This window comes from Vibrio sp. AIC-3 (genome assembly GCF_013114515.1).
GTDB classification, from domain to species: Bacteria; Pseudomonadota; Gammaproteobacteria; order Enterobacterales; family Vibrionaceae; genus Vibrio; species Vibrio crassostreae_C.
In genome coordinates, this window is sequence record NZ_VTXG01000016.1 from 32,313 (window position 1) to 45,583 (window position 13,271).

Annotated in this window: 13 protein-coding genes; 8 read left to right on the forward strand and 5 right to left on the reverse strand. The window is 44.6% G+C overall.

Annotated features, from left to right (window positions below):
• Positions 1 to 70: 70 nt before the first annotated feature.
• Entirely contained in the window at positions 71 to 448 is a 378-nt protein-coding gene (gene grcA / locus F0229_RS12565) for an autonomous glycyl radical cofactor GrcA (RefSeq protein ID WP_017059315.1), read from the reverse strand.
• 326 nt (positions 449 to 774) lie between these two features.
• Here grcA and nfo point away from each other — a divergent pair, with 326 nt between their 5' ends.
• The 3 genes from nfo to F0229_RS12580 all read left to right on the forward strand — a co-directional run bounded on the left by nfo (position 775) and on the right by F0229_RS12580 (position 3,400).
• Positions 775 to 1,683, forward strand: a complete 909-nt coding sequence (nfo, locus tag F0229_RS12570) for a deoxyribonuclease IV (RefSeq protein WP_171732969.1) — start codon at positions 775 to 777, stop codon at positions 1,681 to 1,683.
• A gap of 398 nt (positions 1,684 to 2,081) precedes the next feature.
• Positions 2,082 to 2,762 (forward strand): uracil-DNA glycosylase, encoded by a 681-nt coding sequence (gene ung / locus F0229_RS12575; protein WP_102428207.1) that lies wholly within the window; start codon positions 2,082 to 2,084, stop codon positions 2,760 to 2,762.
• 86 nt (positions 2,763 to 2,848) lie between these two features.
• On the forward strand, positions 2,849 to 3,400 hold the full coding sequence (locus F0229_RS12580; RefSeq protein WP_017070073.1) for a hemerythrin domain-containing protein: 552 nt from the start codon (positions 2,849 to 2,851) through the stop codon (positions 3,398 to 3,400).
• 151 nt (positions 3,401 to 3,551) lie between these two features.
• On the opposite strand, the gene F0229_RS12585 is transcribed toward F0229_RS12580, so the two are convergent.
• Positions 3,552 to 3,740 carry a DUF3545 family protein gene (locus tag F0229_RS12585; RefSeq protein WP_017059319.1) on the reverse strand — a complete coding sequence of 63 codons (189 nt, stop codon included), beginning with the start codon at positions 3,738 to 3,740 and terminating at the stop codon, positions 3,552 to 3,554.
• Between the two features lie 709 nt (positions 3,741 to 4,449).
• Here F0229_RS12585 and F0229_RS12590 point away from each other — a divergent pair.
• Both F0229_RS12590 and yaaA read left to right on the forward strand, forming a co-directional pair.
• Complete coding sequence (locus tag F0229_RS12590) at positions 4,450 to 5,877, forward strand: sodium:alanine symporter family protein (protein ID WP_032545312.1); 1,428 nt, start codon at positions 4,450 to 4,452, stop codon at positions 5,875 to 5,877.
• 208 nt (positions 5,878 to 6,085) lie between these two features.
• Complete coding sequence (gene yaaA, locus F0229_RS12595; RefSeq protein WP_171732970.1) at positions 6,086 to 6,862, forward strand: peroxide stress protein YaaA; 777 nt, start codon at positions 6,086 to 6,088, stop codon at positions 6,860 to 6,862.
• A 115-nt stretch (positions 6,863 to 6,977) separates the two neighbouring features.
• Here the strand turns inward: yaaA and srmB are convergent, their stop codons facing one another.
• The gene (srmB, locus tag F0229_RS12600) at positions 6,978 to 8,243 is read right to left on the reverse strand and encodes an ATP-dependent RNA helicase SrmB (protein WP_017059323.1); all 1,266 of its coding nucleotides are present in this window, start codon (positions 8,241 to 8,243) and stop codon (positions 6,978 to 6,980) included.
• A gap of 106 nt (positions 8,244 to 8,349) precedes the next feature.
• The gene (locus F0229_RS12605) at positions 8,350 to 9,078 is read right to left on the reverse strand and encodes a tRNA1(Val) (adenine(37)-N6)-methyltransferase (RefSeq protein ID WP_171732971.1); all 729 of its coding nucleotides are present in this window, start codon (positions 9,076 to 9,078) and stop codon (positions 8,350 to 8,352) included.
• A gap of 314 nt (positions 9,079 to 9,392) precedes the next feature.
• On the opposite strand from F0229_RS12605, the gene brnQ reads away from it, so the two are divergent.
• Entirely contained in the window at positions 9,393 to 10,706 is a 1,314-nt protein-coding gene (gene brnQ / locus F0229_RS12610) for a branched-chain amino acid transport system II carrier protein (protein WP_017059325.1), read from the forward strand.
• Positions 10,707 to 10,852: 146 nt separating this feature from the next.
• On the opposite strand, the gene fldB is transcribed toward brnQ, so the two are convergent.
• Positions 10,853 to 11,374 (reverse strand): flavodoxin FldB, encoded by a 522-nt coding sequence (fldB, locus tag F0229_RS12615; RefSeq protein WP_017062875.1) that lies wholly within the window; start codon positions 11,372 to 11,374, stop codon positions 10,853 to 10,855.
• A 150-nt stretch (positions 11,375 to 11,524) separates the two neighbouring features.
• On the opposite strand from fldB, the gene xerD reads away from it, so the two are divergent.
• On the forward strand, positions 11,525 to 12,439 hold the full coding sequence (gene xerD, locus F0229_RS12620; protein ID WP_017059327.1) for a site-specific tyrosine recombinase XerD: 915 nt from the start codon (positions 11,525 to 11,527) through the stop codon (positions 12,437 to 12,439).
• A 26-nt stretch (positions 12,440 to 12,465) separates the two neighbouring features.
• Entirely contained in the window at positions 12,466 to 13,245 is a 780-nt protein-coding gene (locus F0229_RS12625; protein WP_017062874.1) for a thioredoxin fold domain-containing protein, read from the forward strand.
• Positions 13,246 to 13,271 lie beyond the last annotated feature (26 nt).

The window sequence follows — 13,271 nt, forward strand, 5'->3', positions numbered from 1 at the left end:
TTGTTTTTCGAACAAATAAAAACGGCGCTCAATGAGCGCCGTTTTTGTATTCTAATTTAAGCTCTAAAAATTATAGAGACTCAGTGAACGTACGTGCGATAACGTCACGTTGCTGTTCAGTTGTTAGAGAGTTGAAACGTACAGCGTAACCCGATACACGGATAGTTAGCTGTGGGTAGTTCTCTGGGTGAGCAACTGCGTCTTCTAGCGTTTCACGCTTAAGAACGTTAACGTTTAGGTGTTGACCACCTTCGATGCGTGGTGCTGCTTCGATTGCAACTTCACGGCTTTCGTACTCGCCTAGGTCTGCAGCTGAGATAACTTGGTCAGCTTCGAAACCTGCAGTAGCAACAACACAACGAGCTTCATTCTTCTCGCTATCTAGTAGCCAGATTGAGTTTAGTAGGTCATCGTTTGCTGCTTTAGTAATTTGAATACCTTGGATCATAACTATCTCCTAGTCCACTGAATGTGGTTTGATTATGGTGTTAACTTTCGATTTTTATTGAGCTGGGTAATATATACCTAATATTAGTAAGGTTAACATTGATTTAAGTCAAAAAACAACCAAAAACCATATTTTTACAAAGGTGATTATATTGAGGTAAATCAATAAAACCTTTGAAAACAAAGTAATTACAAAATATTTTAAAGTATAAAAAATATTTAACAGCTATATTTGTTGTAAGTTTACTACATTTGTTGTGTTTTTATTGAACTACAACCGATACGACCCTTTATTTATTAAGCATTCTGAAAGTGTAAAGTGATTTAATGACAAACAATAATTCATCCTCAAAACCGGAAACAAATATTAAGTTTATTGGCGCTCATGTGTCGGCTGCTGGTGGTGTTGATCAGGCGCCTATGCGTGCACGTGAAATAGGTGCCAATGCGTTTGCACTGTTTACCAAGAACCAGAGACAGTGGGCGGCAAAACCACTAGAAGCGAAAACCATTAGTGCCTTTAAAGCCAATTGCAAAATGTTGGGCTACGGTGCTGAGCACATTCTTCCTCATGACTCCTACCTGATTAACCTAGGAGCGCCAGAAGAAGAGAAGCTAGAGAAATCACGCGCGGCTTTTATTGATGAAATGGAGCGTTGTAATCAACTTGGACTAACGCTTTTGAATTTTCATCCTGGGAGTCATTTAAAGAAAATCTCAGAAAGCGAATGTTTGGCGAAGATCGCTGAATCGATCAACCTAGCTCATCAAGCGGTACCTGACGTAATCGCAGTGATCGAGAATACGTCTGGGCAGGGCACTAATCTGGGTTGGAAGTTTGAACATCTAGCCGAGATTATCGAGCAGGTAGAAGATAAGTCACGTGTGGGTGTGTGCTTAGACACTTGCCATACGTTTACTGCTGGCTATGACTTACGTACAAAAGAGGCGTGTGAGCATACTTTTGCTGAGTTCGACCGCATCGTGGGTATGCACTATCTAAGAGCAATGCACATCAATGATTCAAAAGCTGAGTTCGCGAGCCGAGTCGATCGACACCATTCTTTAGGAAAAGGGGAAATTGGCTGGGATTGTTTTGAGTATATTGCCTCTGATTCTCGCTTTAATGGTATCCCTCTTATCTTGGAAACCATTGATTCGACCATCTGGAAAGAGGAAATTCAACAACTTAGGATGTTTCATCGCTCAGTAACGCTAGCGAGCGAAGAAGCGTAATAATAGAAGGGAAAATTTATTTCCGTCTATTTCTAATAACTGGCACCTTTCTTTCATAGTATTAAAGTGAATATGTAGTTCACGATGTCTTAGAGGAGGTGCCTTTATGTATTCAATCACCCAAACTTCAACTATTGCTGCCGCACGCCGTTTACCTACACCAAACCGTCACGTGCATAACCACGGACATCATCGTACACAGCAGAAAAGTGGTTAATCGAGATAAACACAATTTGAACTGATTATTATGATTCATCAACAAGTGAACCCTACACATCATGTTTATTGATAGCTGTATGAGGTATAACTAGAGCCTTATTTTAGGACAGTTAGCCGATACAGCTATTTTTTTGTCTGGCGAAAGCCGCTAGAAACCTTGATGATTGGGAAGTAAAACGATGAGCGCACCAAAGACTTGGGAATCCATTATTAATGATGAACGTGATAAAGAGTACTTTCAGAGTGTCCTCGCGTTTGTTGAACAGCAACGTAATAGTGGTAAAACCGTCTACCCGCCACAAGAACAGGTGTTCAGTGCCTTTGATATGACGCCTTTCGAGTCCGTGCGAGTGGTTATCTTAGGGCAAGATCCTTATCACGGTGCTAACCAAGCTCACGGCTTAGCATTCTCAGTGCTTCCTGGTGTGAAAATCCCACCTTCTCTACGCAATATGTACAAAGAGCTTGCACAAGATATAGAGGGCTTTGAGATTCCTAGTCATGGTTATCTCGATTCTTGGGCATCGCAAGGGGTGTTGATGTTGAACACAGTCCTTACAGTCGAAGAGGCAAAAGCACACTCACATGCTAAGTGTGGCTGGGAAACCTTTACCGATGCCATTATTGCTGAGCTCAATCAGCGCTCTGAACCGATCATCTTTTTGTTGTGGGGCGCACACGCCCAGAAGAAAGGTCAAGCGATTGATGACGACAAGCATCATGTGTTGGTTGCACCTCACCCATCGCCATTATCGGCACGCCGTGGATTCTTCGGTTGTCAGCATTTCTCTACAACCAACAAGCTGCTTTCTTCTATGGATCAACAACCTATTGACTGGCGTTTACCAACAGAAGTGTAGGTTGGTGGTTTTCTGAGCAGGGTCAAATCATAAATCAGCATATTCGTATACACTTATAAATAGTAGATGTAATGGAGTGCAATACTATGATGATTGAAAGGATAAGACGAGAGCATGGCTATATGGCTCGTTTACTCGCGATACTCAACAGTAAGTTAGAGTTTCTGAAACAGGAGCGAGAAATAAACTATAGCCTGATCGCAGAGGTGGTTCATTACCTTATGAACCATTCAGACAAAGTGCATCACCCTAAAGAAGACGTCATTTATCGCTACTATCTTAAGCAATATGGCAGCGAGCAAGCGATTGAAGACTTGGAGTTAGAGCATCAATTGCTTTCTGAGAAAACGGCGGACTTTTTAGGTTTGGTCGATATGATCCTTCAAGATGCGGTGGTTCCTCAGCAAGTCTTTATTGAGCAGCTTGAAGCGTTTGTTAAGGCTCAGCGAAAGCACATGGAATATGAAGAGAAGCATGTGCTACCCATGATTGTTGAGGCGTTCACGGTGAAAGATTGGCAAGAAGTGGAGTCTCAATGGCTTCAACCGGAAGATGACCCTGTTTTTGGAGAGACCATCGCCGATCAATATCGCCAACTCGCGGCTCGGGTTCGACAAAATGAACAAGAGTGTGTTTAGCCCGTTGTAATGTTGAGGTGCACCTATTTTAGGTGTCCTCTATATTAGAGGGTTGGTTTCCAAATGGCGCTTTGAGCGGATTAACTACCTCAAAAAATAAAAAAGGCACCTATATAGGTGCCTTTTGCTATCTGATTTCTTATCGTGCTGATTAAAGTTTTATATCGTCAAGGCTAAAATCAAGACCTAGGTTCATCTCTCTCAGCTCTTTCTCAAGCTGCCTACGATCGTTGATGGCTTCGATTTCACGCCACTTACGCTTGAGTGGTTTCGAGCGTGATTTTTGAGTTACACGAGGCATTTCTAGTTCTGATACTTCATCGAATTGAAAGCTATCCATAAGCCATATCTCCTTCCGTGGGACTAGTTCTTACGAACCAATAAATATCATATTTAGGTTCACAATAACTTTGATTTGTTTCTCATTTGTTTCAAATTCATGAAGCTTTTGTTCTATTTTCTTATGCATGCTCACACATTGTGATAATTATTATGTATAAAAAACAGGCAAACAAACCTAAGTAAACGATTAAATTGGGGGTTATTGAATGTTAATTCATTGTGCGAATGGAATAGCGTTTTGACTACAATGCATTGAAGTGCATATGGTACCGTGCGGTATAGGGATCTCATTGGCCTAGAAAAAAACGAAGATCTTCACTATACCTTGTAAAACCTAGGCTGACGTCATTTTTATGGGATGGTGTTCTTGCTGGGGTAGTGCCGTGGCTGTTGTTGATATTATGTCCCGATAATGTGACTTTTATTGGGCTGCATTGTTGAAAGTTGTGTTAACAAAAGGTGTGTTATTAGTGAAATGTCATTTTAATATAAGTGTATTTGCATATTGATTTTTAGGCCGTCTCGCTGCATTATCCGCCCGTCAAAAAATACACTGATACGTAAAATGGATGCATGAAGCGACATTTACAGTCTCAATCGCCGCAAGAATATAACAAGAGTGCCGACACAACATTGACAGAGGCATAGGCGATTAAGAGGAAGGCTAGGAAGCATGATCGGTGCTTAAACTCAATTACGAGGTTCACGTGACAGACTTAATCAATTTGATGAACGATCTCCTTTGGGGATCTATCTTAGTTTACTTACTGGTTGGTGTGGGTATCTACTTCACTGTACGACTAGGCTTCATTCAATTCCGCCATTTCGGCCACATGTTCTCTGTTCTTAGAAACAGCCGTAAAGCAGACAGTGCTGGTATCTCTTCTTTCCAAGCTCTTTGTACTAGTCTCGCTGCTCGTGTAGGTACGGGTAACATGGCAGGTGTTGCTGTAGCACTAACCGCTGGTGGCCCTGGTGCTATCTTCTGGATGTGGCTAATCGCAATGCTAGGTATGGCAACATCGTTTGCAGAAAGCACACTGGCACAGCTATACAAAACGCGTGATAACGACGGTAACTACCGCGGCGGCCCTGCATACTACATGGAGAAAGGCCTAGGCATGCGTTGGATGGGGGTTCTATTCTCTATCTTCCTCATCATTGCATTTGGTCTTGTATTCAACGCGGTTCAAGCGAACGCGATTGCAAGCGCAATGAATACGGCATTCGACCTTGAGCGTAGCTACGTTGGTGTTGGTATCGTAATCATCTCTGCGTTCGTTATCTTCGGTGGTATCCGTAAGATTGCACGCACAGCAGAAATCATCGTTCCAATCATGGCATTGGCTTACCTAGCGATCGCTATGTACGTGATGTTCGCGAACATCGAGAAAGTGCCTGAAGTACTGGCTCTTATCTTCAAGAGTGCATTCGGTCTGCAAGAAGCAGCAGCGGGTGGCCTAGGTTACGCAATCGCACAAGCGATGATTAACGGCATCAAACGTGGTTTGTTCTCGAACGAAGCGGGTATGGGTTCTGCGCCAAACGCAGCAGCTTCTGCTACGCCTTACCCACCGCACCCAGCATCACAAGGTTACGTGCAAATGCTAGGCGTGTTCATGGATACCATTGTTATCTGTTCAGCAACAGTCGCAATCATCCTGATGTCTGGTGAGTACGTACCACACGGTGAAGTAACGGGTATCGAACTAACGCAACGTGCACTAACAGCACAAGTGGGCGAATGGGGCGGCATTTTTGTAGCGGTAGCGATTTTCTTCTTCGCTTTCACTTCAATCATTGCAAACTACTCGTACGCTGAAACGAACCTTATCTTCCTTGAGCACAACAACAAGAAGGGCCTAGTGCTGTTCCGTATCGTTGTTCTGGGTATGGTTATGTTCGGTTCTCTAGCGACGTTACCAACGGTATGGGCACTGGCTGACGTATCGATGGGCCTAATGGCGATTGTTAACTTGGTGGCGATTATCCTGCTATCAGGTATCGTGATTAAGTTAGCGAAAGACTACAACCGCCAACTAGACGCGGGTAAAGTACCAACATTCGATTCGAATGACTTCCCAGAGCTTAAGTCTCAGCTGGAAGACGGTATTTGGGACAACAACAAGAAGTAATCTTGTTGGAGCGATAAACGGCTCATCCTAAAGTGATTAGAAAGGCTAAGGTTTCGACCTTAGCCTTTTTGTTTGCCTGTCATTTGTCTCATTCTGTCTATCGAAGCTCATTCTCCCTATCGAAGTAATAGGAAGAGTCATAAAGACAAGTTGATGTTTTTTCTATACTCTAGCAGCATCCAGTTAGATAACCGATTAGGGTAAAGTTATGTTAGTTGTCGTTTCTCCAGCCAAAACACTTGATTACGAATCACCATTAGCGACTGAACGCTTTAGTCAGCCTGAGTTTGTTGAACACTCTGCTGAACTGATTGAAGAGTGCCGTAAACTGACGCCAGTCGATATTTCTGCACTGATGAAGGTGAGCGATAAAATCGCAGGGTTGAACGTAGCGCGCTTTGAGCAGTGGAGCGAGACCTTTACCCAAGACAACGCACGCCAAGCAATCCTAGCCTTTAAAGGCGATGTATACACTGGCCTAGACGCTGAAACGCTATCGGATGAAGATTTTGACTACGCACAAGACCACCTGCGCATGCTTTCTGGGTTATATGGCTTGCTTAAGCCATTAGATTTGATGCAGCCATACCGCCTAGAGATGGGTACACGCTTAGCCAATGCTCGTGGTACTAACTTGTACCAGTTCTGGGGCAACATCATCACAGACAAGCTGAATGAAGCGTTGAATGCTCACGGCGACAATGTGTTGATCAACTTGGCGTCTAACGAATACTTTAAAGCCGTGAAGCCGAAGAACTTGGATGGCCAAGTGATTACCCCTGTATTCAAAGACTGCAAGAACGGTCAGTACAAGGTGATCAGTTTCTACGCGAAGAAAGCGCGTGGCATGATGGCTCGCTACATCATCGAGAACAAGATCGACTCGGTTGAGGCGCTGACCCAGTTTGATACGGCGGGCTACTACTTCGTTGAAGAAGAGTCGAACGCGAAAGAGCTTGTCTTTAAGCGCGAAGAGCAAAACTAGTAGTCCTTGGCTAACGAGTAGCTCTCGGTTTTAGCCTGATAACAGACCAGATAGAGAAAAGCCCCATGCAGCGAACTGCATGGGGCTTTTTTATTGAATCGTTGAAGCTGGTAGATTACTTCTTCTTTGCTGCTTTCTTTTTCTTCGCGATTTTTTTCTTCTTCGCGATTTTTTGTTTCTCTACCGCTTTCTTATCTTCTTTCTTCGGCTTCTTCTTCTTAGTCACGGCCGCTTTCTTATGCGTAGGGCGCATGCCTTCGATGAAGCGTTCTTTGATTGGTTCGTCTGTGTAACGAGCCACACGCTCAATCATTAGTTGATCGTGCGCTTCAATGATAGAAACCGCGTTACCTTTTTTACCAGCACGAGCCGTACGGCCAATACGGTGTAGGTATACGTCAGCAGTACGTGGCATGTCGTAGTTGATTACGTGGCTTACGTCTGGAAGGTCGATACCACGAGCAGCAACGTCAGTCGCTAGTAGTACGTTTACAGAGCCGTCACGGAAACGAGCAATCGCGTTGTTACGACGATCTTGAGGCATTTCACCTTGGATCCACGCACATGGGATTTGCGCGCTTTCAAGTTGAGCTCGTAGATCACCTAGACGATCACGCGTCTTCAAGAATACGATGCTGCGCTCAGCTTGCTCTGTGATGACGTGCTTTAGGATGTTTAGCTTGTGCTCTGCCGTGTCTGCACGGTGGTACCACTGAGTGATCTTCTTACGCTCACGAAGTGATGATTTCGCATCGATCTCCGCTGGGTTTTTAAGTAGATCTTCAGTGAAGCCTTCAATGCCTTTACCTTCTAGTGTTGCTGAGAACAGTAAAGTTTGTTTACGCCAGCGACACTCTGCAGACAGACGGTCAACAACAGGACCAAAGCCCATGTCTAGCATGCGGTCGGCTTCATCTAGAACCAGCCATTCAATCGCACGACAGTCAAAACGCTCGCCTTCAATGTATTCCATCAAACGGCCAGGTGTTGCTACTACGATATCTTGAGTTGTACTTAAGATATCTGCGTGCTCTTGGTACATAACACCGCCCGTGATCGTGAAGATATTTAGGCTGGTGTATTTAGCAAGCTCACGTGCTTGTTCGGTGATCTGCATTGCTAGCTCACGCGTTGGCGTCAGGATAAGCATACGTGCAGGGCCAGATTTCTTACGTGGGAAATCCAGTAGGTATTGCAGTGCTGGCAATACAAATGATGCTGTTTTACCAGTACCTGTTGGCGCAGAAGCCAAAACGTCTCTTCCATCTAACGCTTGTGGGATTGCTTCAGCTTGTATCTGTGTTGGACGTTCGTAGCCCATTTCGTCAATTGCTTTAAGCAGCTCTTGGTTTAGATCGAGTTCTGCAAAGGTTCTGATCACTGTTGTTTCTCCACAAGCAATAAATGTTTCTGCCTCAAAAAGCAGACGATAAAAAGAGTAGTCGGACATTATAGAAGCATTAGTGATTAGGATCACATGGTATTTGCTACATCTTGAGATAAAAATCTTTAGTGAGCGCAATAAATGCTTCGCTATAACCACCTTGATGGTGAATTGTAAGCGATTCGCGCTGCAAATCTTGCTGGCAAGCAGGATCTTTAGATAACTCGAATAAAATTCGGCTAGCTGGCTTTTTATCTGTTGTTTTTACATCAAGGCGTTTTGCTAGATACCAACCACATTGCTCGGCAAGCTTGATAAAACCTTCCCCCTCAGGCGTCGGTAGGATGAAACTGGCAGTCGCGGCGTCGGTTGTTATCTCGAAACAACGCTGGGCAAGCGCTAAATGATCCAAGCTGTCGGTGTGCCTGGCGGTGGCTCTTTGGCTTTGCTGCGCCTGTTCTCCAGAGTTGAAGTAGGGCGGGTTACAGATGATCGCATCAAACCTTTGTGGAAAGTCGGTTGTTAACACGCTGCCGTGATCAAGGGAGATACGATTTTGCCAAGGCGACTGCTCAATATTGACAGTGGCAGCATCAATAGCGTGTTGATCAATATCTATCGCAGAGATTGAAGCATCTTCAAAACGCTGCGCAGCCATCAAAGCCAGCAGACCTGTCCCGGTTCCAATATCGAGTACACATGATCTTTGTGGCAGGCTTACCCAAGCGCCAAGTAATACGCCATCGGTACTGACTGGCATACCGCTTTTCCCGCCGTAAATTGAGAATTGCTTAAAATTGAAGCTTTTAGTTTGCACTGTTTTGTCTTTCATTAATGTTCTGAGTATCGAGATATTTTAAGTGATTAGCTCTAATGTTAACCGCTTGTATGAATCAATGTTCTGCTTGGAAGAATATTGTTGTGCATTATGGTTAGTTTATAATTGTGGCTATTTTTCTATAGCTAGTGGAATCCACTGCTTTTTGTTCTCATATGCAAATTTATATGGTGTTTTTGTGTGGTGACTTGCAGCTAGCCAGTTGTTTCGTCATTATGCGCGACTATTTTATAGATTGATTGGCAGCTTTGAGCTGTAACATTCATGTAAGCACAACATAAATTCATAAATATAATTAAGGATTATCTGTGAAACAGAGTCTAAAACTAACAGATATAATGGCATTGGGCTTTATGCTTTTTGCGTTTTTCTTGGGTGCGGGTAACATCATCTTCCCACCTCTAGCTGGCCAATTAGCCGGTGATCACTTCCTTCCAGCGATGTCTGGTTTTCTGCTGACTGCCGTTGGTCTGCCGTTAATCACTATCGTCGCGGTCGCAGTGGCTGGTGGCTCTTGGGGTCACTTAACTAAAGATCTTCCTAAGAAAGCAGCAACCATCATGGCTGTACTGATCTTTATCATTATCGGTCCTGCATTTGCTGCACCGCGTACTGGCCTTGTTGCCTATGAGATGGCGGTGAAACCGTTCTTCATCGATGCCTCTCAAGCTCACCTAACTCTCTTTTCGATTGCATTTTTTGCAGTAGCGATGTTCTTCTCATGGTCGCAAGGTAAGCTTATTGACGTCATTGGTAAGGTGCTAACACCTGCACTGTTCGTTGGTTTGGTTGTGCTGGCGATTGCTGTATTCGTTAACCCTCAAGGCGATATTCTTGCGGCTCACGGTGAGTACATCACTCAACCACTAACCAAAGGTTTCCTTGAAGGCTACAACACCATGGATACTTTTGCTTCTTTGATGTTTGGTATGCTGATTGTTGATGCGATTCGTAGCAAGGGCATTACTGACCGTGCAGCGACGACTAAGTACCTAATTAGCGCGGGTTGTATTGCCGCAGCGGGTCTGGCGTTTGTTTACATCTCTCTATTTTTCCTAGGCGCAACAAGTGCAACAGTCGCAGCTGGTGCAGACAATGGCGGTGCTATTTTAAGCCTATACGTTCAATCGTTGTTTGGTCCTTCTGGTCAGCTAGTGCTTTCTGTGATCGTACTATTAGCATGTCTAACTACGGCGATTGGCCTTGTGTCAGCATGTTCTGATTACTTCAGCTCGCTAACGCCTCTGTCTTACAAGACTTGGGTAATCATCAATGGTGTAGCTTGTGCAACCGTTGCGAACGTTGGTCTTTCTCAACTGATTTCTCTGTCTGTTCCAGTACTGTTTGCACTGTACCCAGTCGCTATCGCGTTGGTTGCTCTGACATTCTTACGTAGCCGTTTCCCTAATCCAAAAGCGGCTTACCGCGTAGTGGTATTAGTGTCACTGCTGTTTGCTCTTATTGATGGCGCTAAAGTAGCGGGTGTAGACGTGTCTGCACTTAAGATGCTGCCACTGTTTGAGATCGGTATGGGTTGGTTGCTTCCAACAACGGCTGCAATCATCTGTATGTTCTTTGTTGGCAAGTCAACAGAACAAGAGATGGCTGAAGAGACTGTTTAATCTTCCGTTGAGATTAGATTGTCCTTCGAGATGAAATAGAAAAGGCCTCATTACTTCGCAGTAATGAGGCCTTTTTGTATTCTGTGGTCTTTTTATATCCAGCTAGTTACTTGGTTAGCTACTTAGCCGGGAGTACTTCTGTTTGGTTATAGCTTTTCGCTGTACTCTACCAGTACTTGCTCAACCCAGCTTGCGATACGGTCGTCGCTTAGCTCGTATTGTGAATCTTCATCAAGCGCCAAACCAACGAATTGAGATTTGTCTTCGGTTAACGCTTTAGACGCTTCGAACTCGTAGCTGTCATCGTTTGGCCAGAAGCCAACAAACTCTGCACCCGCGGTTTTCAGTTCATCATGCAATAGACCCATCGCATCTAGGAACCATTCGCCGTAGCCTTCTTGGTCACCCAAACCAAACAGAGCCACAACCTTGCCTTTCATAGGCGTGGTTGCGATGTCTTCCCACAGTTCATTCCAATCTTCTTGGATTTCACCGAAGTCCCAAGTCGAGATGCCCAGCAATAAAAGGTCGTAGTCCGCCATCAATGAAAGAGGGCTTTCTTTCACGTTATGGATATCAACTAGGTCTTCACCAATAATGCCGCGAATTTTCTCTGCTGCCATTTCTGTGTAGCAGGTGGTTGAGCCGTAAAATAATCCAATTTTCATAGCAAACGTTCGATTTTAATTTCAGATGGCGAATTCTAACCATAAATCGACTTCGATTGCAGCGATTATCCGCTCAAGTCGTAATTTTTATGGCATTCATATTTGCTCTGGCATACTCTCAAAACAGTTTCCAATATTGTGAGTAACACTATGCAGTCGCCTCAAGGGCAGAGCGCAGACCACGGTCTCGTTGAGCAGTTTTTAGATGCTATGTGGATGGAGCGAGGATTATCGGAGAATACGCTTGTCTCGTACCGTACCGATTTGTCCAAGTTATTAGCGTGGATGGAAAAGAACAATTACCGCCTCGACTTCATTAGCCTTTCAGGTTTACAGGATTATCAAGGCTGGTTAGCCGACGCCGATTTTAAGCAGACCTCTCGTGCCCGTATGTTGTCGGCGATTCGTCGCTTGTTCCAATATTTGCACCGCGAGAAAATCAGAGGCGATGATCCAAGTGCCTTGTTGATCAGCCCGAAGCTGCCGCAACGCTTGCCGAAAGATTTGAGCGAAGAACAGGTTGATGCTTTGCTCGATGCGCCAGATCCGAACGATCCGATTGAGCTTCGCGATAAGGCGATGCTTGAGTTACTCTATGCAACCGGTTTGCGTGTGACAGAACTGGTTAGCTTGACGATGGAAAACATCAGCCTAAGACAGGGCGTGGTGCGTGTTATTGGTAAGGGTGGCAAAGAGCGCTTAGTACCAATGGGCGAAAATGCGGTGGATTGGATAGAGACTTTTATTGAACAGGGTCGTCCACATCTACTTGGCGAAAACAGTTCTGATGTGGTTTTTCCGAGTAAACGCGCCAAGCAAATGACCCGTCAGACGTTCTGGTATCGTATTAAGCACTACTCGGTCGTCGCTGGTATCGACACAGAATTGTTGTCACCACACGTATTGAGACACGCTTTTGCGACGCATTTACTGAACTATGGCGCAGATCTCAGGGTCGTACAGATGTTACTTGGGCATAGTGACTTATCGACAACCCAAATTTATACTCACGTGGCGACTGAAAGGCTCAAGCAAATTCATGCGCAGCATCACCCACGTGCTTAAATCCATTTATTTTTAAGGTGAACTTAATGAGCGTATTACGCCGTCTTCCTCTACTAGCGCTTCCTCTTATGATTACTGCATGTAATGCATCAGAAGCGAAAGTAGAAACAACATCAACAGCCGTAGAAGCTGCTCCAGCTCAAGCTATTGATACAGCTGCGTTAACTAAGCGTTTTGAAAAAATCGGTATTAAGGTCGATAAGATTGTTCCTTCGGATATCGATGGTTTGTTAGAAGTTCAAACCAACAGCGGCATTATATTTTCTTCTCCAGAGGGCGATCACTTTCTAGCCGGTACACTTTACTCTTTAGATGAAAACGGTAAGTTCAGTGATGTTTTGGCTGAGCGTCAAGCTCCGCTGAATGCTGAAAAAGTCGCGGCGATGTCGGATACGGTTATTGAATACAAAGCCGATAACGAAAAGTATGTTGTGACGGTATTTACTGACATTACGTGTGGCTACTGTGTTCGTCTGCACAGCCAAATGCAGGGCTACAACGATCTGGGTATTACCGTTCGTTACATGGCTTACCCACGCCAAGGTGCGACAGGGCAAGTTGCCGATCAAATGGCAGCAATCTGGGCTTCAGATGATCCAAAAACAGCGATGCATGACGCTAAAGTAAATCGTCAAATGCCAGCGTCTGGTAAAGATCTAGCAGAGCAAAAGCAGATCATTGCTAAACAGTACCAATTAGGTCGTGAGCTTGGCATCAATGGCACACCGGCTATCGTGCTAGCAAGTGGTGAGTTGGTGAGTGGTTACTTACCGCCAGCACAACTTCTTCAACGTTTAGAGCAATAATCTCGTTTTCTGTATTGCCAATTTAT

Bases quoted from the DNA above. Each gene is read 5' to 3' on its own strand.
- grcA (WP_017059315.1), bottom strand. From the start codon at position 448: ATGATCCAAGGTATTCAAATTACTAAAGCAGCAAACGATGACCTACTA.
- nfo (WP_171732969.1), top strand. From the start codon at position 775: ATGACAAACAATAATTCATCCTCAAAACCGGAAACAAATATTAAGTTT.
- ung (WP_102428207.1), top strand. From the start codon at position 2,082: ATGAGCGCACCAAAGACTTGGGAATCCATTATTAATGATGAACGTGAT.
- F0229_RS12580 (WP_017070073.1), top strand. From the start codon at position 2,849: ATGATGATTGAAAGGATAAGACGAGAGCATGGCTATATGGCTCGTTTA.
- F0229_RS12585 (WP_017059319.1), bottom strand. From the start codon at position 3,740: ATGGATAGCTTTCAATTCGATGAAGTATCAGAACTAGAAATGCCTCGT.
- yaaA (WP_171732970.1), top strand. From the start codon at position 6,086: ATGTTAGTTGTCGTTTCTCCAGCCAAAACACTTGATTACGAATCACCA.
- F0229_RS12605 (WP_171732971.1), bottom strand. From the start codon at position 9,078: ATGAAAGACAAAACAGTGCAAACTAAAAGCTTCAATTTTAAGCAATTC.
- fldB (WP_017062875.1), bottom strand. From the start codon at position 11,374: ATGAAAATTGGATTATTTTACGGCTCAACCACCTGCTACACAGAAATG.
- xerD (WP_017059327.1), top strand. From the start codon at position 11,525: ATGCAGTCGCCTCAAGGGCAGAGCGCAGACCACGGTCTCGTTGAGCAG.
- F0229_RS12625 (WP_017062874.1), top strand. From the start codon at position 12,466: ATGAGCGTATTACGCCGTCTTCCTCTACTAGCGCTTCCTCTTATGATT.